Origin of the sequence: Rhodococcus sp. MS16, assembly GCF_013277795.1 — a bacterium.
Classification (GTDB): Bacteria; Actinomycetota; Actinomycetes; order Mycobacteriales; family Mycobacteriaceae; genus Rhodococcus_F; species Rhodococcus_F globerula.
In genome coordinates this window covers 358679-381689 of the sequence record NZ_VBTM01000001.1, presented here as the reverse complement: position 1 = coordinate 381689, position 23011 = coordinate 358679, and the positions used below count along the sequence as shown (strand labels likewise).

21 protein-coding genes are annotated in these 23011 nt (G+C 61.5%); 5 read left to right on the top strand and 16 right to left on the bottom strand.

The annotated features are described in order from the left end of the window. Positions 1 to 125 precede the first annotated feature (125 nt). Genes FEZ60_RS01795 through FEZ60_RS01785 form a run of 3 tightly spaced genes read left to right on the top strand, consistent with a single transcriptional unit; the run spans position 126 to position 3024 of the window. Entirely contained in the window at positions 126 to 1520 is a 1395-nt protein-coding gene (locus tag FEZ60_RS01795; RefSeq protein ID WP_242484362.1) for a putative nucleotidyltransferase substrate binding domain-containing protein, read from the top strand. Next, positions 1517 to 2335, top strand: coding sequence for a Fic family protein (locus FEZ60_RS01790; protein WP_172935409.1), 819 nt, complete (start codon positions 1517 to 1519; stop codon positions 2333 to 2335). Before FEZ60_RS01795 ends, FEZ60_RS01790 begins: the two co-directional genes overlap by 4 nt. Further along, positions 2335 to 3024, top strand: a complete 690-nt coding sequence (locus FEZ60_RS01785; protein WP_202025579.1) for a TetR/AcrR family transcriptional regulator — start codon at positions 2335 to 2337, stop codon at positions 3022 to 3024. Before FEZ60_RS01790 ends, FEZ60_RS01785 begins: the two co-directional genes overlap by 1 nt. A 93-nt stretch (positions 3025 to 3117) precedes the next feature. Here FEZ60_RS01785 and FEZ60_RS01780 read toward each other — a convergent pair whose 3' ends face one another. After that, positions 3118 to 3489 carry a hypothetical protein gene (locus tag FEZ60_RS01780; RefSeq protein ID WP_239654721.1) on the bottom strand — a complete coding sequence of 124 codons (372 nt, stop codon included), beginning with the start codon at positions 3487 to 3489 and terminating at the stop codon, positions 3118 to 3120. A gap of 82 nt (positions 3490 to 3571) precedes the next feature. Between FEZ60_RS01780 and FEZ60_RS01775 the strand changes: the two genes are divergently transcribed. Beyond that, entirely contained in the window at positions 3572 to 5158 is a 1587-nt protein-coding gene (locus FEZ60_RS01775; RefSeq protein ID WP_172935407.1) for a lipid II flippase MurJ, read from the top strand. 121 nt (positions 5159 to 5279) lie between these two features. Here the strand turns inward: FEZ60_RS01775 and FEZ60_RS01770 are convergent, their stop codons facing one another. The 7 genes from FEZ60_RS01770 to FEZ60_RS01740 all read right to left on the bottom strand — a co-directional run bounded on the left by FEZ60_RS01770 (position 5280) and on the right by FEZ60_RS01740 (position 12454). Then, entirely contained in the window at positions 5280 to 6101 is an 822-nt protein-coding gene (locus FEZ60_RS01770; protein WP_172935406.1) for an alpha/beta hydrolase, read from the bottom strand. A 237-nt stretch (positions 6102 to 6338) separates the two neighbouring features. After that, complete coding sequence (locus tag FEZ60_RS01765; protein ID WP_172935405.1) at positions 6339 to 7721, bottom strand: AMP-binding protein; 1383 nt, start codon at positions 7719 to 7721, stop codon at positions 6339 to 6341. Between the two features lie 10 nt (positions 7722 to 7731). Further along, positions 7732 to 8859, bottom strand: a complete 1128-nt coding sequence (locus FEZ60_RS01760) for a thiolase family protein (protein ID WP_172935404.1) — start codon at positions 8857 to 8859, stop codon at positions 7732 to 7734. Further along, on the bottom strand, positions 8856 to 9962 hold the full coding sequence (locus FEZ60_RS33040; RefSeq protein WP_172935403.1) for a synthetase: 1107 nt from the start codon (positions 9960 to 9962) through the stop codon (positions 8856 to 8858). The genes FEZ60_RS01760 and FEZ60_RS33040 overlap by 4 nt, the downstream gene beginning before the upstream one ends. Further along, positions 9959 to 10543, bottom strand: a complete 585-nt coding sequence (locus FEZ60_RS01750; protein WP_172935402.1) for a biotin transporter BioY — start codon at positions 10541 to 10543, stop codon at positions 9959 to 9961. The genes FEZ60_RS33040 and FEZ60_RS01750 overlap by 4 nt, the downstream gene beginning before the upstream one ends. Before the next feature lie 146 nt (positions 10544 to 10689). Beyond that, a complete protein-coding gene (locus tag FEZ60_RS01745) occupies positions 10690 to 11607 on the bottom strand; it encodes a tyrosine-protein phosphatase (RefSeq protein WP_172935401.1) in 918 nt (305 codons plus the stop codon). 52 nt (positions 11608 to 11659) lie between these two features. After that, the gene (locus tag FEZ60_RS01740; protein WP_172935400.1) at positions 11660 to 12454 is read right to left on the bottom strand and encodes an SDR family NAD(P)-dependent oxidoreductase; all 795 of its coding nucleotides are present in this window, start codon (positions 12452 to 12454) and stop codon (positions 11660 to 11662) included. 329 nt (positions 12455 to 12783) lie between these two features. Between FEZ60_RS01740 and adhP the strand changes: the two genes are divergently transcribed. Then, a complete protein-coding gene (adhP, locus tag FEZ60_RS01735) occupies positions 12784 to 13824 on the top strand; it encodes an alcohol dehydrogenase AdhP (RefSeq protein ID WP_172935399.1) in 1041 nt (346 codons plus the stop codon). 6 nt (positions 13825 to 13830) lie between these two features. On the opposite strand, the gene FEZ60_RS01730 is transcribed toward adhP, so the two are convergent. From FEZ60_RS01730 to FEZ60_RS01695, 8 genes are all read right to left on the bottom strand, one after another. Beyond that, positions 13831 to 15201: a cytochrome P450 gene (locus FEZ60_RS01730; RefSeq protein ID WP_172935398.1), complete on the bottom strand. Its 1371-nt coding sequence runs from the start codon at positions 15199 to 15201 to the stop codon at positions 13831 to 13833. A gap of 342 nt (positions 15202 to 15543) precedes the next feature. Continuing rightward, entirely contained in the window at positions 15544 to 16749 is a 1206-nt protein-coding gene (locus tag FEZ60_RS01725) for a DUF2254 family protein (RefSeq protein WP_172935397.1), read from the bottom strand. A gap of 134 nt (positions 16750 to 16883) precedes the next feature. Next, positions 16884 to 17309: a hypothetical protein gene (locus tag FEZ60_RS01720; RefSeq protein ID WP_033234969.1), complete on the bottom strand. Its 426-nt coding sequence runs from the start codon at positions 17307 to 17309 to the stop codon at positions 16884 to 16886. An 87-nt stretch (positions 17310 to 17396) separates the two neighbouring features. Continuing rightward, positions 17397 to 17777: a MerR family transcriptional regulator gene (locus FEZ60_RS01715; protein ID WP_095886150.1), complete on the bottom strand. Its 381-nt coding sequence runs from the start codon at positions 17775 to 17777 to the stop codon at positions 17397 to 17399. Continuing rightward, positions 17774 to 18985, bottom strand: a complete 1212-nt coding sequence (locus FEZ60_RS01710; RefSeq protein ID WP_172935396.1) for an LLM class flavin-dependent oxidoreductase — start codon at positions 18983 to 18985, stop codon at positions 17774 to 17776. The genes FEZ60_RS01715 and FEZ60_RS01710 overlap by 4 nt, the downstream gene beginning before the upstream one ends. Then, the gene (locus FEZ60_RS01705) at positions 18982 to 20223 is read right to left on the bottom strand and encodes an MFS transporter (RefSeq protein ID WP_172935395.1); all 1242 of its coding nucleotides are present in this window, start codon (positions 20221 to 20223) and stop codon (positions 18982 to 18984) included. Before FEZ60_RS01705 ends, FEZ60_RS01710 begins: the two co-directional genes overlap by 4 nt. A 68-nt stretch (positions 20224 to 20291) precedes the next feature. After that, complete coding sequence (locus FEZ60_RS01700; RefSeq protein ID WP_172935394.1) at positions 20292 to 21275, bottom strand: DUF2332 family protein; 984 nt, start codon at positions 21273 to 21275, stop codon at positions 20292 to 20294. Between the two features lie 112 nt (positions 21276 to 21387). Continuing rightward, complete coding sequence (locus FEZ60_RS01695) at positions 21388 to 23001, bottom strand: ABC transporter substrate-binding protein (protein ID WP_172935393.1); 1614 nt, start codon at positions 22999 to 23001, stop codon at positions 21388 to 21390. Positions 23002 to 23011 lie beyond the last annotated feature (10 nt).

The window sequence follows — 23011 nt, the reverse complement described above, 5'->3', positions numbered from 1 at the left end:
CTCTCATGTTTCGCTGTGTAGCGATTGCGTTGCGAGTCGATGACATCGGTTACCGAAACGTTTCCGAACCCTCACGCGGGTAGTCGGTGATACCCGACAGCGCGGCACAGCATTAGATAAAGGCCATGAACGTCGTCCGCGATCCATCGATGCTCCCGGTACGCGAGTTGTTGCGTGGTCCTGCATTGACCTGCACGCCTGAGACAACCGCCGCCGACGCTGCCCGCGCCATGACTGCAGCCGGCCGACGATACGTACTCATCCCCCTGCGTGAGAATGCGCTGGGCATCTTCACCGACGGAGACCTCCGTCGGAGGATTGTCGCGGCCGGACTGGACACCACCACCCCCGTTTCCGAGGTGATGACCACTCCCGTACACACGGCCAACGCTGACCGGCTCGGCGCGGACGTGCTGCTCGATATGCTCGAACGCGGCGTGCGGCACCTGCCGGTACTGTCCGCTCGCGGCGACGTTCTTGGTGTGGTCGAGGACGCGGATCTGTTCGCCACCGCAACTCGGAGCGGATTTCTGGTGCGCAGCACAATTTCTCAGGCCGCCGACGCCGACGAACTCGTGGCTGCGACAGCACGGATCCCGGGGCTTGCGGTGGGACTCTGGCGGGCGCGTGTGGCGGCGCTCGACGTCAGCGCCATCGCGTCGGTACTCATGGATGCCGCCGTCACCCGAGCCGCGAGCTTGCTCGCCGAAGGCCATCCCGGTTCGACCTGGCTCTCACTCGGCAGCATCGCCCGCCGCGAGACCATGCCAAGCTCCGACGTGGACAGTGCCCTGATCTGGGCGAACGACGACAGTCCCGAACAGCAGGTCCGCGAAACCGCGTACGGAAAGCGGGTGCACGGATTACTGGAGCGCTGCGGACTCCCCTCGGACGCCAACGGGGCGGTAGCGTCGAGCCCGCGGTTCGCGCGTTCCGAATCCGACTGGCTGCGTGGGCTCGACGGCTGGCTCGCCGATCCTTACGCCGATCAGGGCATCGTCATGGTGTCACTGCTCGCCGACAGTCGCGTCGCGCTCGGCGACCACCAACTTGCTCTGTCCCCCGTCGTATCCGAGCGACTCGATCCCGACGCGCTTCGACTGCTGCTCAAGGAAGCAGTCGAAGGTAAGGCGCGGATGCATTCACTGCGCGAGCGTCTCACCCGCCGCACCGATTCCGTCGACATCAAGGCGCAAGGCGTGATGCCGATCGTGAACATCGCGCGGTGGGCTGGGCTCGCCGCAGGCTGCGCGGACCCGTCAACCATCGTGCGACTGCGAACGGCAGCGAACTCGGGAATCCTGCCCGACGACGACGCGACGATGCTCGCCGAGTCGTTCGACGTGCTGGCTCAGATCCGGCTACGGCATCAGTGCGAGCAGATCGAGCGAGGCGAGGCCCCGACCGACGTCCTGGCACTGGACTCGCTGACGCCCCTCTACCGGAGTCTGCTCGCGAGCGCCGTCCGCGAGATCGCAGGGATACAACGGAAACTCGCATACACGGGGCCGCCGGCATGACGGAATTGACCGCCGCTCAGCGTCACGCGGTCCTTCAGACCGTGGCGGCCGAGCGACTCGAGGGATGGCAGCCCACTGGCGACGACCTCACCGATCTGGACGCGCTGGCCGTCGGCATGTTCACGTACGAGGACTACATCGAACGCCACCGTAGTGCCGCGTCCACGCGCGCGGTCCCACGCCGGCGGCTGCGACTGGCGCTACCTCGTCCGTACCTCGTCACCGGAACTTCTGTGCTGCGCAACAACTTCGGATTCAGAGACCAGACCCAGCTTCGGGACGTCGAGTACGCCGCGACCGCAGCCCGCCTGCTCCAAGCGCATCTGCAACAAGCGCCGACTCCGCGCCAGGTGGACGCCGAGTACATCTTCGGGTTGCACGGGCGTGTGTTCGGTGACGTGTTCGGATGGGCGGGGCAGCAACGCATCGTCGACATCACCAAGAACGGGGACGGTTTCGCGCCGGTCGGGACGATCGGCCGTTATCTGCGTGAAGTCGAGATCGCGGTTGCCGCGACGGACTGGCACCGCGCGGACCGCGGACGCCTGGCCTACGCACTGGCCACTGTTTATGTCACCTACAACCACGCGCACCCGTTTCGCGAAGGAAACGGCCGTACCGGCACCCTGCTCCTGCACCAACTCGTAAGCTCGACCGGGTTCCTCCTCGACCTGTCGGGTATCGATGCGGCGGAATGGGTTGCCGCCTCTCGTGATTCGGCTCCTTTTCGCCGCACCGGCGCACCGTCGCCGCGCCCCATGATTCCCGTGTTGCGGCGCGCACTCGTAGACCACAGTGATGGAAGGATGGTGTGATGACCACAACCGGAGCCGGCCGCCCACGGCTGTCGACACGCAAGCGTCCCGGGGCAACGGCACGCGACGAGATTCTCGACGCAGCGGCCGAGTTGTTCACTACCGGCGGCTTCACCAGCACGTCAACTCGAATGATCGCCGACGCAGTGGGCATCCGGCAGGCGTCGCTTTACCACCACTTCGCAAACAAGGACGACCTGCTGACCGCGCTGCTTGTCGGGACAGTCACCTCCCCCTTGGCTTTTGCGGAAGACATGCGCGAGAGTCCGGAACCCGCCGCAGTGCGTATGTACGCCCTGACCTGGTTCGACGCGCAGCAACTCGCAAACTCGCGATGGAATCTTGGTGCCCTCTACCTGCTACCGGAGCTACGGACCGAACGATTCGAACCGTTCCGAGCGCAACGCGGAACACTCATGGATCTTTACACGGAATTCGCCCGTGACGCGCTGGTCCAGATCAATCCTGACCGCGAAGTCGATCTCCAGATCGCGCAACTACCGTTCCGGCTCGTCGAGACCGTGATCAACACAAGGTCGGACGCTGAAGCGGAAGGTTCCAGTGCCTCACCTTCGCCGGAGGTGATCGCTGATGCCTCGATCCGGATCCTGGGGTGGACAGGATCGACCACTGAACTTGCTTCTCGTACAACGGCACTTCTTGACGAGTACTCCGGCGGACAACGTTAGTGCGCCAGTGTGGGAAGTTCGTCGAGCAATCTGTCGAGCAAGTTCAGGTCGTAACGATTCGGGCGCGGTTGTGCCGGCGTGGCGATGTCACCCTCAGTGGGGAAACCGTGAATGACCCGGCCAATCTGCGAATCCGAGTCGACGCTGTGCAAACATCTGCCGAACTGCGGCGAACTCGTGCTCGAATCGGGTAATCGGTTCCACCCCTACAGCGGCCAGACACCAGCTGTAGTGCAGTTTCAGCGGATCGCTGTCGCATATCGCGTCACTACTCGCATCCTCGAGCGCTAACGCTTGCATCCAACGGTGTGCATTCACCCGCGCCCAGTATGCCGCCTGTTCCATAGCGTCGGATCCGTCCGGTTCCTGACCCGTCGGGCTGTATTCAGCGACGAACCGCCTGCGACTGGCTCGGCACCACGTGGTCTTACCTGCGGCACTAGGCCCTTCGACGGCGATGATCACCGGCACACCCTACCTACGGCTCGTCGACAGTGCCGCGCTTGCACAGCCTCCTCGATGAGCGACGTTAGGGCACGATGGTCGAATGGCGGTTTCTCAAAACGGATTCGCGCGTACAACCGGTGCGGTCGCGGTGGCGACCGCAGCAAGTCGCGCAACCGGCTTTATCCGCACCCTTGCCTTGGCCGCGGTGCTAGGCACTGCTGTGGTCGGTGACGCCTACAACGGCGCAAACAGCATGCCGAACATGGTGTACGAACTGCTCCTCGGCGGCGTGATGAGCAGCGTCCTGATCCCTGTTCTGGCAAGGGCACGACTCCGCGGGAGAACCTATTCGCGGGTTTTCACCCAACGCCTGCTGCTGGCGACGATTCTCGGCGCCGCTGTCATCACCGCCATAGCGGTGGCGTGCGCCCCGTTCCTCGTCGCCGCCTTGGTGTCGGATACCGAACAGACACAGCTGACAACCGCGCTGGCGTACTTGCTGTTGCCCGAGATCTTCTTCTACGCGATCGCAGCGACCGCGACAGCCGTGCTGAATATCCGCGAAAGCTATGCGCCGGCGGCCTGGGCGTCGGTGGTCAACAACGTGATCGTGCTCGCGATGGTCGTGGTGTTCGCTGCGATACCGGGACCTGTGACGTTGCTGCCGTCGACGATGACCACCGCACAGGTTCTCGTCTTAGGCATCGGGACAACGATCGGCATCGTGGGACAGGCTGTGTGGACGGTGACCGCGTTGCGTCGTACCGGATTCCGGTGGAGTTGGCGGGTACGCCCGGTGCCGTACACGTGGCGCCCGGTCCGCGTCGGGGCAAGGCTGCTCGGCTGGGTGCTGCTGTATGTCGCGATCAGTCAGGCAGGCGTCACGTTCGTGCTCAGAGTTGCATTCAGCCAGGGCGGAGTCTCGACCTATACGTACGCCGACCTGCTGTTCCAGGTGCCGTACGGCATCCTCGGGGTGTCCCTGCTGACCGTGCTCATGCCGCGCATCTCCCGCGCGGTGGCGCTCGGGGACCGTGACGCTCTGGTCACCGACATGGGCCGCGCTGCCCGGTACTCGGTTGTTGCGCTCGTCCCCGCCGCAGTCGCGATGACCCTTCTCGGGCCGATACTGACCACGGTAATGTTCGTCGGACGCGTCGATGTCGATGCCGCTCGCACTATCGGTGTGGCGCTGGCACTGTCGGCATTCGGGCTTCCGCCGTTCGCGTTGGTCATGCTGCAACTGCGGGTCTTCTACGCCGGCAATGACATGCGCACGCCAGCCTTGATCAACGCCGCAATGGTGGTCACAAAGGTCTCCGTCGTTACACTCGCTCTCGCATGTCTACCAAACCAGGTGATCGTGGTGATGCTGCCGGTCGCAAGTTCACTGTCCTACGTCGTCGGTGCCATCAGCGGGCACTTCGTGTTGCGCCACCGCTACGGCTTGCTCGGCTTCCACACAGTGCTTGCAACATTCTCGAAGGTGCTATGGGCGTCGATAGCCGCCGGCGGGGTCTGCGTCATGACAGTCTGGGCCTCACACCAACTGATCGACAACCCTCGCACGGCCGCAGCAGCATCACTGGTCGCCGTACTCGTCCTCGGAGCACCGACATTCCTCGTCACAGCCACAAAGATCGGCATCCCCGAAGTCCGCACCGCCAAGGCCCTGCTCAATCGTTGAGAAAGCAGGCACCGCACCCACCGAACTGACGTGGTACGGCGCTACCCGCCGGGCATTCCGGCCGGTAGCGCAATGGTGGTCCCGCTCCGGTCTGACTGTGCGGGGCCACCAATGCACGACGCTAGCCCTTGACGAACGCGAGAATGTCCTGGTCGAGGGCATCCTGATATGCGCCGTAAATGCCGTGCGGGGCTCCCGGATACACCTTGAGGGTGCCGTTCTTGACGAGCTTGACGGACTTTTCGGCAGCAGCGGCGATGGGAACGATCTGATCGTCGTCGCCGTGCGCGATCAACATCGGAACGTCGATCGCCTGGAGGTCCGCCGTCTGATCCGTCTCCGAGAATGCCTTGACACAGTCATAGGCCGCTGCGAGGTTCACCAACATTCCCTGTCGCCAGAAGTCGTCCTTCGCGCCCTGCGAGACCTCAGCGCCGTCACGATTCGCGCCGTAGAACGACTCGCTCAGATCCTTGTAGAACTGCGACCGGTCTTTCAGCACACCAGCGCGGATTCCGTCGAACGCCTCGATGGGCGTGCCTTCGGGATTCTCGTCCGATTTGACCATGATCGGTGGGACCGCGCCGGCGGTGATCACCTTTGTCACACGGCCCTTTCCATGCTGCGCCGCGTACCGTACCACTTCACCGCCACCCGTCGAATGACCCACGACTACAAGCTCTTTCAGGTCCAAGGTTTCAACGAGCTCAGCGAGGTCGCGAGCGTACGTGTCCATGTCGTTGCCGGTGTAGGTCTTCGACGAGCGGCCGTGGCCACGACGATCATGCGCAATAGCCCGGTACCCGGCATCCGCGAACAACTTGAGCTCGACTTGCCACGCGTCGGAACTCAGTGGCCACCCGTGACTCAGCAGTACGGGTTGGCCGGTGCCATGCTCCGTGTAGTAGATCTCGGTTCCGTCAGAGGTGGTGATGTACGGCATCCTTGGCTCTTTTCTCGTGTGATGGAAGGAGATCTGACAGCGTGCACGTGCCGGCTAACCGACCTCCCTGACGCTACGGATGCCCACACCGGCGACACTAGAGACAAATTTCGACAACTTTTCCTACAAATGTCGAACGCCACGTGATCTACAAGCGTCCGGTCTTCATGTGCACGACTAAATTGTCTGCCACATCCCAATCCACAGCCACGCGAAACCGCCGAAGCCCGGTGTGATCTACCGTTCTGACTCCGTGAGAGTAATCGCAAGAGCGGAGCGATCGAGCTTTCCCCGCGGAGTGCGCGGCAACTGATCGACTCGGAGAATTCGCACCGGCATACTCGGACTGGGAAGAGTTGTTCTCAAATGCCGCCAGATCGTGTCGGTGTGCAAACCTTGATCGCTGACAACAATCGCGACCGCCGGGGCCTCCCCCATGCGTGCGTCAGGAACACCGATGCACGCGGCCTCGGCAATCCCAGGCAGTGAGGTCAATGCCGCTTCGACGGCCGCTGGTTCCACTTTGAGGCCCGCACGGATCAGCATCTCGCTCTCACGACCGAGCAATTGCAGACGCCTGGCCTCCACATGCCCTCTGTCGCCGACAGTCATCCACCCGTCGACCGGGCCGTTTACCACCCCGGTTTCGGTGAGATAGCCGTCGAACAACATGTCGCTCTTCACATGCACAAGTCCGTCGCGAATCTCGGCGTCGACGCCGTCGAACAGCTCGCCGGCCGAAAACTCGTCGAGGTCACCGAGCCCTCGATCGAAGGACACGAAACTCAATTCCGATGCGCCGTAGAAGTGCACCAACGAAGCATTCGGCAATATCGCCTGCAGCGCGTGACGCCCGGCACGCGGCCACCGAGCGGCCGACGAGATCACTTCACGGACACAGTCGACCGGGCCGATGCCTGATCGCACGAGGTCCCAGGCGATCGTGGGAACCGAATACAGATGGGTTGCACCCGTTTTCACCGCTGTTTCCGCGCCACGCAAATCGACAGTGGCACCGCGGGTGAGCGCATGGAGCGCTCCGTACAGAAAGTGGGTGTGATCGAGGACGCCCGGTACGGACACTCGATCTCCGACACCGACGTCGAACACGGCATCCGATCGATCAAGAGTTCGCGCCCAGGACAACTGATTTCGGACGAAGAGCTTCGGCTCGCCGGTAGTGCCCGACGTGACACCGATCAACAGTTCGGAGTCGGCCGACGCCTGATTCGACGCCCCGTCACTTTCGAGATCAACCGCGGTGACAAGTTCACCCGAGAACCCCAGCCTACGCAACCGCCTGTGCTGCTTCGATTCCGCGACAACGGCTCCGGGAACAGACAGCTCGAGCACCCGCTCCAACTGCGGCCCGAGCAGATGGCGATGAAGTAGGACCACACTGGTACCCGTCCGCATCGCAGCCGCGACAACCACCAATGATTCGACGTCCGAGGTCGGCAGTACCGCAACTCGGTTCATCGACGCCAGTCCCGCGGCGACCCGGCACACCCGCGCCCAGAAATCGGCGTAGCTGATCTCGTCGCGCGACGAGACAATTGCGACCGTCGACGGATTGATGCGAACTCGTCGAGCAATTCGTTCCGCCAGAAGTTCGCTCATCGTTGCAGCCTCACGAAACACGCTCGACCAGCATTGCAATGCCCTGACCGCCGCCGATTGCGCACGCTGCAAGCCCCAGTTCCGGGCCGCCGTCGGCGAGCATCTGACTTGCCAAGCGCACCAACAGAACAGCTCCCGAAGCGCCCCACGGATGGCCCATCGCAATTGCCCCGCCTTGCGGGCAGATGATGGATTCGTCGAGTCCGAGTTCGTCCGATACTGCCAGGACTACGGAGGCAAACGCCTCGGTGATTTCGACAATACCCAGGTCGGACGCACCGATTCCGGTTTTTGCGAACAGCGAGCGAATGGCGGGAACCGGCCCGAGTCCCGGCAATGCCGGATCGGACCCGGCAACAGCTGTGCCGAGAATTCGGAGCGCCGGCATTCCCTGCGCGAGTGACGCCGTCGTCACAGCGAGCACTGCGCTGCCGTCCGAGATGCCACACGAGTTCCCGGCCGTTGCGGTGCCGTCGACCCCAAAACTTGGACGAAGCCTCGCCAACCGTGCTTCGGTCATGCCGCGACGAATCCGCTGGTCAGCGGCGACGGCGCCGATCGGCACAATTTCGGACGAGAAATCCGACGCTGCCGCGAGCGTGTGCGAACGCGTTGCATACGCATCCTGGCGCTCGCGGCTGATGCCACGCAATCGCGCGAGATCATCTGCCGCACAACCCATATCGGGATCGGCAAAGCCCTGCGGAGCAAACGGCGCCCGGGTGTATCGCGTCAGTTCACCGCCCGAAGTGGGCGGCCAGTATCGCCACGGAGCAGTACTGGCGGATTCGACGCCACCCGCCAGGATCAGCGTGTCGTTTCCACTGCGTACGCGCAGCGCGGCCTGCATGACCGCATCGAGGCCCGAACCGCATTGTCGGTCAACGGTGACGCCCGGGATAGAGAATCCCAGCCCGGCCGCAAGCGCTGCGATACGAGCAGGATTGCCGCCGGGGCCCACGCAGTTTCCGAGAATAACGTCGTCCACGTCGGCCTCGATGCCGGATCGACGCAGCACAGCATCTACTTCGCCGAGTACCGGGGCGGCGAGATCCGTCGCTGTGAGGTCTGCAAATCCATGGCCTGCATTACCGATCGGGCTTCGCCGTGCGGCCACCAGAACAGGAGCGGAATTCATGAGTGCAACTCTTTCACGAACCCTCGAGCGACTTTGCCACTACCGGTACGTGGCAGTTCGTCGACGGTGATCCAGCGACTCGGCATGGCTTCTCGTGCCAACAACGCCCGCGCCTGCGCACGAATTGCCTGGAGAGTGACGGCGTCGTCGTGCTCGATCACAGCTGTGATCGTCTCTCCGAGAACCGAATGCGGCGAACCGATTACGGCGGCGCCTCTGACGCCGTCCATTGACTCCAGGGTTCGCTCGACGTCCTCGGCCATGACCGTGGTTCCGCCGACGTTGATCGCAAACTCCCCGCGGCCGAGAATCGTCAACTCCCCGTTCGAGCCGAGGATCGCTCTGTCCCCCACACCGAACCACTCCGCCGCACCCAGCACTCGATACGGCGAACGGACAAACAAGAGTCCGTCGCGAATCTCGGCGTCGACGCTGTCGAGTAAACGCATCGGCTCAGGCACCCGCCGGGCAGCGACAATGGAAAGCTCTGCAGCGCCGTAGTATTCGACTATCTCGATCCCCGACGCTGCGGCCCGGGCACCGTCGTCCAGCATGGTCCCGGCAACAACGGCAGTCCGCAACCGCGGCGCCTCGAGCACAACGCGTCGCAACACGGCGGGAACCGCGTGTACAACCGTCGCATCCGTTGGGTCGTCGGTGACACACGCGCCTCGCCACAATGCGTGAACAGCGCCGAACAGGTGCATCGTTGCGTGGAGCGGCCCGGTGATCAGCACTCGATCATGTGCCTCGATGCCGGTGATGGTGGTGAACTCGGGGAAGCTGTCGAACCACGACGCCGCTGTCCTGGCCAGCGGACGTGGCCGGCCACTGGAACCCGACGTGGCAACAAGCAGGAACGACGACGGATCGATTTCGCCGCGCTCGGGTCGCGTCGCCGGATCCTCCACGATCACCGCGGTTCCACGCCGCGCGGCAGCAAAGATGCAGATCAGCGCTTCCAGCACCGGCAGCGCCGACGCGTCACACACGGCAGCCTGCGGCGATCGCTCGATGGCGGCGTCCAGTTCTGCATAGGTGAGAACTGTGCCGCCGAGATCGAGCGCCCGCTGGTCGCCGTGTCCCCCGAGTGCTCCGATCACCGACGAATCAGTCCTGGATATGCTCGGTGTACCCCCTTGGCGACAACACTCGCGACAACCACCTTCAACGCATCGCCGGGGATAAATGCCACGTTGGTACTCAGTGCCGCACCGATACCCATGTCGGTCCGCAGGATGAGCCCTGCCGTGCCGAACAGATACACGACAACAATTCCGCCAAACGCGTTGATCAAAATACCCAGCACAAGCGGATACTTCGGCAAGATCCTGGCAGTGAGCCAGCCGATGCACAGTACCGCGGGAATCCAGCCGATCAGGTAGCCGGCGCTAGGCCCAGCGAGGGCAGTGAGTCCGGTGCGTCCGCCTGACAGCAGTGGCAATCCCATCAGTGTCAGTGCCATGAAGACGGCAACTGCCGCAACACCTTTCCGTGCACCGAGGATCGCACCGGCGAGAATAACTCCGAGCGTCTGCAGCGTGATAGGCACGCCGCTGATACCGATCGAGATAGCGCCGGGAAGACCCAATGCAGCGATCAGCGCCGCGAACACCGCGATCTGAGCCATTTCCCTTGCTTGAATGCCGACCGGCGACGCCTGCGCGCCCTCGAGACTTGACATGCCCACTCCTTCAGATACTTGAACGACGTTCAAGATAGCAGGTCTGCGACTACACCAGTAGTCCCGGCATTCGACATAAAACTGCTGGACGCGTGACCAATCACATCGGTCACGCGCCCAGCGGTTTCATTTCCTCTCACGCGAACTCAGACCAGAAGCTTGAGTTTCAGCTTGATGATCGTTTCCACGTCCAAGCCGAGTCCGTCGACGAGATAGCTGTCGAAGGATTCGTAGTTGTTGTCCAGTTCGTCGAATGCCGCCTGCAGATAACTGGCATCGACCCCGAGGAGCAACCGATAAACCTCGGCGTACTCCTGACCCTTTGCGGCGGCAATACGAGCCACCTTTGCGTCGATCGACGCCGCGGAGTACTCGTTGGTGAGCAGATAGTCCTCCATGATCGTCTCTCGAGATACACCTGCAATGCTCAGTAGCAGCGCCGATGCCCAGCCGGTGCGATCCTTGCCTGCGGTGCAGTGGAAAATCTGCGCACCGGGGGTATCTGCGAGCTGGGTCAACAGCTCACCGAATCCGGCACGGGAGACGGAATCACTGACGGTCGACCGGTAGCCGGACTGGACATACGCCAGCGCTTGCTCTTTTGTGGCAATGGAGGCGACGTCGCCGCTCGGATCAGCCGCAAGGACCTGAATTTTCTCGTAACGAACCCCGCTGGGCAGAGTGTTCGGGTTCGCCGCGATCTCGGCCTCGGTCCGCAGGTCATACACCGCGGTCAGATGGAGCGACTCGAGTGTCGCGAGGTCCTCGGCGCTCGGGGTTATCGCGTTGGCGCGGTAGAACACTCCCTGGCGCACATGCAGGCCGCCGGTTCCGATGTAACCGGCTTCCCGACCTGCCACATCGCGAAAATTGTCCACCGATGCAAGTCGGGGTGCTACGACGGCAGCCGGCGCACTCGAGCCGAGTTCCGACGATCCTGAGAACGGTAGATCAATCGGCGTCGCGGTAGCAGCGCTTGCGCCGGCTAGCACGAACGAACCAGCTGATGCGAGCGCAACACACGTTCGGGCCGCTCGACGCAAGCTCGTGGGGCGATATGACATCTGATCAATCCTTTCCACAAGGAGCACAAGAAGTTTCGGATATGAACCGCGGTTAGACCGTCGGCGGGGGAAGCAGCTTTCGTGCCGCAGCCTGGGATGCCAGAAGCAACTCGGCCCGATTGTGGCCGCTATTTCTGATTGCCGCCGTTTCGTGCTCTTTCACCACCACGACGGGACCGTTGGCGATATTCGCAAGCCCTTGGGCGGCAACATCGCGAGGGTCCGAAATGCGAAGGCCCGGCGTGTCCATGTTCAAACCTGCGCGGGCCATAGCCGGGGTTCGAGTGAGGCCGAGAACCAATTCGAGCACATCCACGCCATGGTCTTGCATCTCGAGCCACAGCCCTTCGGCGAAAGTTCTGCAGAAAGATTTCACCGCCGAATAGACGCTGATCTGGGCCGAGCCCAGATATCCGCTCAGCGAGCCCACCAACAAGATCCCGCCACGTCCGCGTTCCCTCAGCCGACCTCCGAAGTGGTGGACGAGCAGCAGCTGACTGGTGATGTTCAGATCGATGACGGACTGAAACCGAGTGAGATCGCCGGTGGCAAATTCGTGACCGTAGGTGTTGGCTCCCGCGTTGTAGATGAACAAGCCGACGTCGATGTCGTCTGTTATCTGCCGAATGCGATCAAGCGCATCCGGGGCCAAGAGATCGACCGACAGCGTGCGAACCTCGACGCCTCGAGCGCGGCCGGCATCAGCTATTTCCTCGAGTGGCCCTTCCTTGCGCGCCAACAGCACCAGGTTGAAACCTTGATCGGCCAACTGGGTGGCGAATTCCGCTCCCACGCCTTCCGATCCACCTGCAATTACTGCCCACGGCCCGTACTTCGCGATGTCCATTGCTCTCCTACCTCATCATGTGTAATGGCTGCCTGTCATAGTGCAGAGCCCGCTCGGGGAGCGAGAGCGCCCAGCCCGCTGACCGGGACGGAACGACGTTTGCCGGCAACTGATCCCCCAGCGATACTTGAAACTGTTGTAAGGCATAGCCGTACACCGCCAACGGGCCAAGCAGGCGCGTTTCGTAGGCACTCCACACCGTGGCGCACAGGGATTCTCCCCGAACCTTCGCGCATCAGAGCGAAAGGGACCATGATGAAGACGGACGCACGCCAGCCATAACTCTGCGTCCCGTGAAGTAGTCGACTGATGCGAGGAGTAGTGCAGAAATGGGCACCATGAAAGCTGCGGTTGTACATTCGTTCACCGAACCGTTGACGATCGACGATATCGAAGTCCCGGAACCAGGGCCCTTCGAAGCTTTGGTTCGCGTCGAGTATTCCGGTGTCTGCCACACCGATTTACATGCAGCGCACGGCGATTGGCCGGTCAAGCCGTCGCCACCGTTTGTTCCTGGCCACGAAGGCGTCGGGACGGTCATCTCGGTTGGCGAGTCGGTCACCCGGATCAGCGTCGGAGACACTGTCGGAAACGCCTGGCTGTGGAGTGCGTGCGGAGAATGTGAGTACTGCGAAACCGGGTGGGAAACCTTGTGCCCCAACCAGAAGAACGGTGGCTACTCGGTTGACGGATCATTCGGCGAGTACATGCTCGTCGACTCCCGCTACGCGCCGATCATTCCCGCCGGCGTCGATCTGTCCGCAGTAGGCCCCATCCTGTGCGCCGGCGTCACGGTCTACAAAGGACTGAAGGTCACCGACACGCGACCAGGGCAATGGGTACTGATCTCCGGAATCGGTGGCCTCGGACACATCGCGGTGCAGTATGCCGTCGCGATGGGGCTCCGCGTGGTTGCCGTTGATGTCGACGACGCCAAACTGGAACTCGCCACCAAACACGGCGCCGAACACACCGTCAACGCAAGCACAGTGGATGATCCTGCCGCAACCATCAGCGCCCTCACCGGCGGCGGAGTTCACGGAGCACTGGTCACAGCCGTCAACGCACACGCTTTCCCCCAAGCTGTCGGCAGTTTGCGCCGCGGCGGCACCGTCTCGCTGGTCGGACTCCCACCCGAGAAATTCCCCCTCGACATCTTCACCACAGTGCTCTTGGGATTGACTGTGCGTGGGTCGATTGTCGGAACCCGTAAGGACATGACCGAAGCTGTGGACTTTTTCGCCAGGGGGCTGATTAAACCCACTTATTCTCTTCGGAAGCTCGAGGACATCAACAGCATTTTCACCGACATGGAGGCCGGTCAGATCGACGGCCGTATCGTCCTCGATTACACCGCAGGCAAGTCCTGAACTGAACTAGCGACGAGTAACCGTCAGTGCAAAGCCTCGCGGACGCATCGTGAGTTGCTCCTGAACCTCGAGTTCGTAGGACGGGTCCGCTGTGAAGTCGTAACGATGCAGGATCACTGCGAGTGCCATGAGCATTTCGTGATACGCGAACTGGCGTCCGATGCATGCACGTGGTCCGGTGCCGAATGGTTTGTATGCGGCACCGGACCGCGCCCTGACTTGTTCGGGAAGAAAGCGATCCGGGCGGAATTCGTCTGCGTCCGCGCCCCACACGGCTTTGTCGCAGTGGACGCGCTGCAGGACAACCATGACCCAGTCGCCCTTCTTGAAGGCGTATTTCCCACCGAGGAGAGTGTCTTCCTTGGCTTCGCGGAAATATCCCGGAGCCGTCGGCCACAGCCGAAGTGTTTCGTCGAGCACTCGCCGTACCGCGCGCAACTTTCCCACCTGATCGAACTCGACCGCCGGAATCTCCCGGGACGGCCACAACGCGTCAACCTCCGCCCGAGCCTTTACGGCTTCCTCGGGATGCTGGGACAACAGCCACAGGGCAAAAGACAAAGCGCCGGCCGAGGTCTCGTGGCCGGCAACCAGGAAGGTCAAGATCTGGTAGCGGATGTTGACCGGATCAAGCCTTTCCCCGGTGGCCGGGTCGACCGACTCCAGCATCAAGGTCAGGAGGTCAGGTCGATCGGCACTGTTCACTTGCCGATCTTCGACAACTCGATCGACCACCGCGTTCAGATATTCGACGTCCGCGGTGTGGCGGCGACGGCGTCGGCGGTCGAATAATGCCCTGCCCGGAATCGGGAGGCCCTTCTGCTGAATGTATTCCAGAGCTCCGAGCATCGCCGTCACAAACGGATCGATATCCTCGCGATCGTAGGAATTGAATCGATAGCCGAATCCTGCTCTGCCAATTGTCTCGAGGGTCAGTTTGCTCATCTCCTCGGACACGTCGACGGGAGCATCGGCATGGTCCCAGGCCCCGACCATCTCCCTGACGACATCGAGCATGGTGTCGTGATAACTGCGCATCGCCGCTTGTGTGAAGCCGGGCATCAAGATCGCGTGAGCTTTGGACCAGTTCGGTTCGTCATTTTCGGCTGTGAACAATCCGTCACCCGAAATCGGCCGCAGCTGACGTAGCGGCCGGGCAAGGTTCTTTTGCCAGCGCTTTTCGTCATTCACATCCTCGGCCAGGTCGACCCCGCCGATGAAGCTCAATCGCATTGTCAGAATTCGACGCTGGTAGATCGGACCGAGCGACGCCAGAATCCGTGCCGTGTTCTGCATCGGCTTGACTGGGTCCAGCCCGATGATGTCGCCGAGAATCGGCACTCGCCGCGGAGGGTGGGGCGGAACTTCGATGCTCACTGACGACTCCTGGCTGTTGGCACTGACATCCGCCGGAAGTCTACGGGGCAGCTCGGTGACACCCACTTCGCGAGACCCAAGACTGCTACCGCCATCATGAAGCCGCTGGATTCCGTCGGGTGCCGACGGCCCTCTCGTGCGAAGAGTCAGTCAGGTATCGACATTTCAGTGCATCAATAGCACTGTGTACCACCGAGTTCGCATGGGATGGCTTTCGACAGCGCAATTCGCCATTCCCATGGCAACGGAAGGAACCAGATCCAACCACCTGCGATCATCGCGAACCCCTCAATCCCCTGCATCGCACTACGTCGAATTCACGTATCCACCGTTCGACCGACCTCACTGAGATTTTCCGACGGTATCGAAGGGCGACAGAGGACCGTCAAGACCGTTGATCCGGTTGAGTCGGGCTTCGAGCATCGCGGCATGTTCGGGTCGGCAGTGGGTCGTAAGCCGCATCAACAGTGCGCGGAGCCGATCGACGGTCATGGGTGACGTAGTGGCGCTGGCGATCACGTCATCGAGCCCGATCTGGACATAGTCGTCCAGAGTGGGGCGAGACAGCACTACTCGGACGTGCCCGGAAGAGTCGGTGATGTATGTCGGCGCGGTGTCGACAGACGCCACGCGGGTAAGCAGATCTTCGATTTCGTCTAGAGCTTGCACCGCGGTGGCCGGATCGTTGACGGCCGGAGACAGGGCTCTCAGAGCGATGTCTGCCAAGAGCCGGAGCGCGAGCAACGGGTCGCCGTCGAATGTGCGTTCGTGGCGAGTGACCAGAGCATCGAGAAATGTTGGTGCCGAGAGTGACCCACGATGTACGTCGGCAACGGACGCACCGTACAGCAGTGTATCGCCTTGCACGACCTGAAGAACGACGACTACCTGAGCAACTGTCGCTGCCTCGAGCAAATCGTCGATGATGATCTCATGCAGCACGGCTGGCGGGTTGGGCCATACGATGGTTGTGTGATCGGCAGGCAGCGCCAATGGCGGTGACGGTGATTCCGAACCCCTCGTGCTGTAGTACGCGCCAAGGACTGCGCGGCCCCGACTGCCTATCGATTTCAGAACCGGTGCCAGCTGGATAGCGGCAAAAGAGTGAATCTGAAGCGCTCGCAGAAATGCCAGCATGGCGAGCAGGAGTAGTACCGCGATAATGGGAACGACCACGGAAACTCGGGCGCGGTTGCCGATGGCGAGTGCTGCGGTGATGGAGAATACGGCCTGCCCCACCGCGAAAGCGAAGGTTCGCCACACGATCGGATCGTCGCGGAACAGCGTCAGCCGGGGTGTGAAAGTTGTTGCTGCCCACTGTACAACAAGAAACAGCAACGAGAATATAACCGCGATGGAACCCAGCAATCCCAGCCCTACCGCAACCAACATATCGGTCACCTGGCGGGCTGGGACTGTTGGCCCGAATTCGACGAGTGGCATCAAAAGACCCAAACTCACACCGGCAAAGATCGAAACAAGCTGGCTCAACCCCGCTCGCCACCGACGGCGTCCGCGAAGAAATCCATGCTCGACCGGCTTGCTCATCGCCCTATCCGCTCGAAGTCATCGAAGCTCACTCTCGAGCATTGCCCGCCCCCTGGTGCTGTTGGCGTGATACCGCAACCCTCGAGATGCCCGACGAGCCGATGAGGCGGATCTGGGGTACACCGGTGAGCTGATCAGATCGTTTTTGTAGCGTCGGGCCGCCAGGTCGCAACTGCCCAGATGACCACGACATCGAGCGCGATGATCACGATCGACCACAGTGGGTAGTACGGCAGCCACAGGAAATTCGCCACGATCGAGAGCGCTGCGATGACAAAGGCCATCCCGCGGGCCCATGTCTGTCCCACGAACAGCCCCAACGACACCGCAATGCCGATGATTCCGAGGATGATATGTATCCAACCCCACGTCGTGACGTCGAATTTGAACGCGTAGTTGGTTCCGACCACTACGATATTGTTGTCGGCGAGAGCAGCGATACCTTGCAGGAGAGCAACGACACCTGCGACAAACAGCAGGGCAGCCGCCGCTACCGTAGTACCAATCGCAAAGCCCTGTCGGACAGGATGGTTCGCGGGAGCTTGGTTCGGAGCAGTCATGACGTCCCCTTCATCGGCAGAATAGCGTGTGAACAGTTTCCCGAGATTCAGTAGGGCGAACATCACCCCGAACGGGTGAACCCGCACTCATGTATTGGTTGGAACGGTATGCCGCTGCTGTACTTCCGTAATGTACTCACGGATGGCGTCCCGATTCTTGACCAGAAAGCGAATTTTCTCGTCCAACCCGGACGCTTCAGCCTCGAGCATCGCCAGCATCTCCGGTGTTACATCATTCATATGAATGACGCGTTCTTGATCCAGACACGGAAGGATCTGCCGAATCACTCGCGTCGGAAATCCCATCTCCAACAACCCTCGTATCTGGAAAACCCGATCGACCATACGTTCGTCGTAGTCCCGGTAGCTGTTTTCGGATCGTCTCGGAGCGATCAGGCTTTGTTCCTCGTAGTAGCGCAACAGCCGCCGAGATACCCGTGTCGCGGTGGAAAGCTCGCCTATCTTCATGTAGTTGAGGATGTTTCGAGCGAACCGAGGTGCAGGCGCTCACGCAGCGTGCCGGTCAGGCGATTCGATCCGAACACTAAGCCGAGTTGCTGAAGGACGAGTGGGATATCCGAGCCGTTCACCGCCGGCCGTAGTCGCACACCGTCTGCACCAGCTGCCACAAGCTCTTCGATCCGACGGACGAGTTCACCCACCGAACCGACAAATATTTCGGTGTCCGACGAATACGGTGCGCCTGACAGTTCGTCGAGTGCCCTCTTCATGGTCACTGCCTCGTGGCGAGTCGCACCGAGGAAGACGACAAGATCCACCAGAGTAGTCAGCGGTCTAGCGATCAAGTCTCGTTGCACTGCAGTGCATTCAGTTTCCACAGCGTTCAATACGTCGCCGATGGAGACCCCGTTCGTGCTCGGAGTCGGCGTCACCAGAATCACGTCGGCTGCCGCAGTCGCCAACTTGTAGGGCACGTGGGCGTGATGTGCCAACGCGAGAACGACGGGTTGCATAGCCGTGGTGACCGGGACGCCGAGTGGGCCTGCGACGTCGTAGGTCGCGGTCGTGATTGGCTGGGCCGAGATCTTGTTGACATCGACGAATCGTCCGTCCGTCCCGTCCAAGAGTGCGTCTTCCGTCCACGTCGACCACAGTGCTCGGAGTATCTCAATCGACTCGGTAGCTTTCGAGAAAACTGGCGCCAGTCGGGTTCCGATCTTCTCGGGAAAGTAAATGTCGGACTCTTTCAGGTCCGGAACGGGCTGCGGGTGGACGAAATGATGTGTGTCGATGCTTCGCGAAGTGATCTGGGCGCGAAGCCCGACTCTGCCTCCGCTCAGGACGTTGAGCGATGCTATTTCGGTGGCGATACTGTACGGCTCGCTGTGGGTGAGGTTTCTCGCGGCGATCACACCAAGTTGTTGTGTTCCGAATACGGCCAGCGCGGTCAGCGCGACCGGCGACAGTCGACCGCGCACCTGGTCCTCCTTGCCGTCCATTGCCCGGAAGTCCGACGACTGAAGCCCGATCGATTCCTCGAAGGTCACGAAATCTACGACGGATGCATCGATGTCACGCAACAACGCCAACCAATACGGAGCAGTGAACAGTTCGGTCGGCGTGTGACCCTGTAGTCGCCACGCCGCTGGATGCCATCCGGCGGGTTCCAAACCGATGCCGATTATGGGTAAGCAGTGGGACTGTAGTGCGTTCATATGTGAACCTGATCTTCCTGATGGATGTGTGCGGGAGATCGGAACCCGCCACCGCCAGCGGTCAACATGATCACCACGGAGAGTAGGGCGAGTGTCACCGTCCACAACGGCAGAGATCGAGCGCCGTTGAGGGTCAGTAGAACTCCGCCCAACACCGCTCCTGCAGCCATAGCACCATTCCACAGCGTTGCAAGAAGTGCCTGAGCGTCGTCTGCATGCGAGCCTGCGGCAACCGCTGCCGACGTTTGCAGCAGAGTCGGAATTCCTCCCCACCCCAGGCCCCATATTGCGGCAGCGACATAGACGAGCAGTGAATCCTCGGTAGTGACGGCCAGAACGGTTGCGGCAACTGCAATCGAGACGGCACCGACCACGGAGAAGGTCCGAAGCTTCGTGTGAATATGTTGACCTACAACAACAATGCTGATCAGGCATGCCACTCCGAACGCCAATAGAATGAGGTCGGTATCGCCTCCCATACCGATCGCCTCGAGGAACGGGGCAATGTACGCGTACATGATCGTGTGCCCCAACACCACAGTGAAGGTCACGATCAGAACCGCGTCGACACCGGGGATTCGTGCGGCCCCGAACATGCTCCGCTGTTTCCGGTTTCGCGGCCGGCCAGGACGATCCGGAACTGTCAACCCGATCGCAACGAGTAACGCAACAGCCAGACCCGACATGAGATAGAACGGCGCACGCCACCCGGCGGCGTTTCCCAAGAATGTTCCGAACGGAACGCCGAACGCCAGAGCCAGCGGAATTCCTGCCATAGCCACCGCGATGGCGCGGCCCTCGAGATGTTTCGGGGCAAGACTTCTGGCGTACCCGGCAAGCAACGCCCACGCAATCCCCGCAGCAACTCCCGCGGCAAAGCGAGCGGTCATCGTCAGAACATAGTCGGAAGAAAATGCGGTGACGGTGTTGGCGACCGCAAACCCGAGAATCGCGCTCAGCAGTAACACTTTCCGGGACCACGACGCCGTCGCTGCAACCAAGGGAACCGTCGTCAGCGCCGTTCCCAGCGCGTAGACCATGATCGTCTGCCCGGCAGCGGATTCACTGACATCGAGACTGTCACTGATTGCGGGTAGCACTCCAGCCGGGAGAGTCTCCGTCAGGCTGGTGATGAAGACGCACGCGAACAAGGCCAGTAGCGGGACTCTCGGAAGCTTGTCCGGAAGACGTTGGTTGGTGCCGAGAACTTGTTGCTGTGAAGCGATGTCATCTGCCATGGACCGATTGTCAACCCTCACATCAATGTGAGGGTCAAGCATTCCACGCGTATCGGATCGCGAGTCAATCATTGTGATGCCGTGTGAGTTTCGTTCGTCCAGTCGAGAAACTGGCCATGGGCACCGGCTAACCCATGAGGTACACCGTCGAGAGAGACGACAAACTTACCGCGACGCGTCTGCGTTGACGTCGTCAACCGGTTGTCGATGGCCGGAAGGACTCCGACCCCTTCATTGGCAATCCAGTGACATGGAAGCGAACCCACAGTGTCCACGAACGCCGCTCGATCCGACGGGGCGAGGTAGCTGAGAACAGCACTGTGAAAGACCACCACAGTTGTGCCTCGAGGTGTCTGCTCGACGAGGTCTGCAATGGTGGAATTGAGATCACCGCGAATCAGATGTGGCGGATCCTCTCGAGCGAGGGCGGCAGCGTCTCGCAATCGCTGTCTGCGATGCTCCTGCTCGGGCCACACAAGACTCGCCAACCAACTCATGTCGTCGGCGTTGGTCACATCGAGTGGATTGAGGTCGATACCCGCCCGGTACACCACTTCTGGGGCCTTTTGCGGAATCGGCGGATTTCCGGTCGTCGCACATTCGAGCAGCACCGTGGACGGACCGTCTACCGGATGCAGATACCGGTTGCCGTCGTAGAGGTAGCTGTACCGGTCCGGATACAGACACAGGCCAGCGGACGCGCCGACCTCTATCAGGGCGAACGGACCCTTCAACAGTCCGAGGACGGGAAGCAGCACGGCGTCGCGACCCGCTTCGTTGGTCTGGGTAGTCCGGGTGCGTGCGAGTTGTTCGACCTCGAACCAGTGCGCACTCACCCACCGACGAAACGACTCGTACGGAGCTATCGGGGCACCGAGATGACGGCTGGCGCCGAAGACCAGGTTCGGTTGCCGTCGGGGTTCTGGAAGTCGATCGATGAGGGCGAGGACCGCTGAGTCCTGTGAGACCCCGAAACCCCACTCCTCGTAGATCGCCGAATTTCCTCGCGCTTCCACTTCCGCGAATGATCGGTACCAGAGCGAAGTGTCCACCATCGATGTCTACCGAACGTGCTGGGGTTCGGGAAGGTTTTCGATCACGCTGAACAAGAACGACGGGGCCGCCGAGTGGATTCCCCACTGAGCGGCCCCGCATCTCGCTTTCCTACGACGTCGAATCAGGTGTGATCCAAGCGTTTCCGAACAGCATGATGCCGTCGGCGCTCGGCGTGATTCCGTAGACGTTCTTGCTCCACGGAATGAAGTACTTCCCCGTGTTGACGACCAGCATGGGAGCCGTCTCGTTGACAAGAGTCTGGATTTTCTCGATCACTTTCGTGCGATCTTCGTCGGTCGGCGCCGATTGCATCTCGATCAGAAGGGAATCCATGGTCGCGTTCTTGTACCCGATCACATTCGACGACGATTCGCTGTACAGGTTGCCGTACATCCGGACGAACGGCGATTCGTCGAGCACGTTGAAGCCTGCATACCCGATGTCGTAATCATGTTGGGCGTACATGGTTTTCACGAGGTCGTTGATGCTGGTCGTGTACACGATCTCGACCGTGAATCCGACGGCCTGCAGCATTGCCTGGAACGCCAGCGCACTGCGCTGGGTGGCCGGGTCGTTCAAGCCCACATAGGTGAGCTTGCCGTCGTATCCGTCCGCCTTTGCTTCGCCCAGGAACTTCTTTGCAGCCTCGGGGTCGTACCCGTTTCCGGCGACGGATCCGTGCCACCGCGACCACGACTGGAACATATCGCTGCCGGGCATTCCGTAGCCGGCTTCGACCCGCTCGTTGAACGTATCGGGGTTGAATGCCGCCACGATCGCCTTACGAACCCGGACGTCGGACGCCGCTCGTCCCTCACGCTGATTGATGTTGCCGACACCGCCCATATTCACGGTGTAGACGTATCCCACGTCTCCCGCGCTCAGAGCGTTATGAACAACCTCCGCGCCTCGTAGGTATGCGGCCTGGACACCGCCGGTGTGCAGGGCGTCGAGTTTGGCCTGCTCACTGACGATCGCCGGGAAGCGCAATGTGTCGAGATTCGGCTTGCCGTTCCAGTACGCGGAGTTGGCCGCGAGCACCAATTCATCCTGAGAGGCGAACTTCTCGACGACGAAGGGGCCCGCTCCGATCGGCGCGAATGCTCCTGTTGTCATCGACGACGGTGCCACGATCATCCCGGGACCGGTGGTGAACATGATCGGGAACTCGTTCCACGGCTGCTTCAACGTGAAGACGACGGTAGCCGGATCGGGCGACTGTACGTCGGCAACCGTTGCCTTCCACACCTGGGTGTGAGTCCCCTTCTTCTCCAGATAGTGGTTGATACTCCACAACACCGCGGCGCCGTCCACCGGTGTCCCGTCACTGAATTTCGCTCCGTCGCGAAGCGTCAACGTCCAGACGCTGTTGTCTCCGTTGGCTTCGAGCGATTGTGCGAGTTGCGGTTCGAACGCCTTCGTTTCGGGGTCGTACCGCACGAGGAGGTCGTAGATCGCGGCCATTTCGTTGCCGCCGGTCGCACCGCCATCCTGCCGGTCGGCTGGATCGAGGCTGCTGACGCCGTTGTACGTCGCAAAGGACAGCGTTCCACCAGACGTCGGTTCACCTCCGTCCCCCTGATCGCCGACCAGTCCGGTCGTCACGTCCGACGTATCGGTCTCCGAACCCGATCCGCCCCCGGCGCAGCCTGCAACAAGCACAGTCGCCGCCGCCAGAGCAGTGAACGTGGTCGCGGCACGAGCGAATGAACTACGACGCATGTAGACCTTC

Excerpts from the sequence above, each read along its gene's own strand:
- FEZ60_RS01795 (WP_242484362.1), top strand. The coding sequence starts at position 126 with ATGAACGTCGTCCGCGATCCATCGATGCTCCCGGTACGCGAGTTGTTG.
- FEZ60_RS01790 (WP_172935409.1), top strand. The coding sequence starts at position 1,517 with ATGACGGAATTGACCGCCGCTCAGCGTCACGCGGTCCTTCAGACCGTG.
- FEZ60_RS01785 (WP_202025579.1), top strand. The coding sequence starts at position 2,335 with ATGACCACAACCGGAGCCGGCCGCCCACGGCTGTCGACACGCAAGCGT.
- FEZ60_RS01775 (WP_172935407.1), top strand. The coding sequence starts at position 3,572 with ATGGCGGTTTCTCAAAACGGATTCGCGCGTACAACCGGTGCGGTCGCG.
- FEZ60_RS01770 (WP_172935406.1), bottom strand. The coding sequence starts at position 6,101 with ATGCCGTACATCACCACCTCTGACGGAACCGAGATCTACTACACGGAG.
- FEZ60_RS01765 (WP_172935405.1), bottom strand. The coding sequence starts at position 7,721 with ATGAGCGAACTTCTGGCGGAACGAATTGCTCGACGAGTTCGCATCAAT.
- FEZ60_RS01760 (WP_172935404.1), bottom strand. The coding sequence starts at position 8,859 with ATGAATTCCGCTCCTGTTCTGGTGGCCGCACGGCGAAGCCCGATCGGT.
- FEZ60_RS01750 (WP_172935402.1), bottom strand. The coding sequence starts at position 10,543 with ATGTCAAGTCTCGAGGGCGCGCAGGCGTCGCCGGTCGGCATTCAAGCA.
- FEZ60_RS01745 (WP_172935401.1), bottom strand. The coding sequence starts at position 11,607 with ATGTCATATCGCCCCACGAGCTTGCGTCGAGCGGCCCGAACGTGTGTT.
- FEZ60_RS01740 (WP_172935400.1), bottom strand. The coding sequence starts at position 12,454 with ATGGACATCGCGAAGTACGGGCCGTGGGCAGTAATTGCAGGTGGATCG.
- adhP (WP_172935399.1), top strand. The coding sequence starts at position 12,784 with ATGGGCACCATGAAAGCTGCGGTTGTACATTCGTTCACCGAACCGTTG.
- FEZ60_RS01725 (WP_172935397.1), bottom strand. The coding sequence starts at position 16,749 with ATGAGCAAGCCGGTCGAGCATGGATTTCTTCGCGGACGCCGTCGGTGG.
- FEZ60_RS01720 (WP_033234969.1), bottom strand. The coding sequence starts at position 17,309 with ATGACTGCTCCGAACCAAGCTCCCGCGAACCATCCTGTCCGACAGGGC.
- FEZ60_RS01715 (WP_095886150.1), bottom strand. The coding sequence starts at position 17,777 with ATGAAGATAGGCGAGCTTTCCACCGCGACACGGGTATCTCGGCGGCTG.
- FEZ60_RS01710 (WP_172935396.1), bottom strand. The coding sequence starts at position 18,985 with ATGAACGCACTACAGTCCCACTGCTTACCCATAATCGGCATCGGTTTG.
- FEZ60_RS01705 (WP_172935395.1), bottom strand. The coding sequence starts at position 20,223 with ATGGCAGATGACATCGCTTCACAGCAACAAGTTCTCGGCACCAACCAA.
- FEZ60_RS01695 (WP_172935393.1), bottom strand. The coding sequence starts at position 23,001 with ATGCGTCGTAGTTCATTCGCTCGTGCCGCGACCACGTTCACTGCTCTG.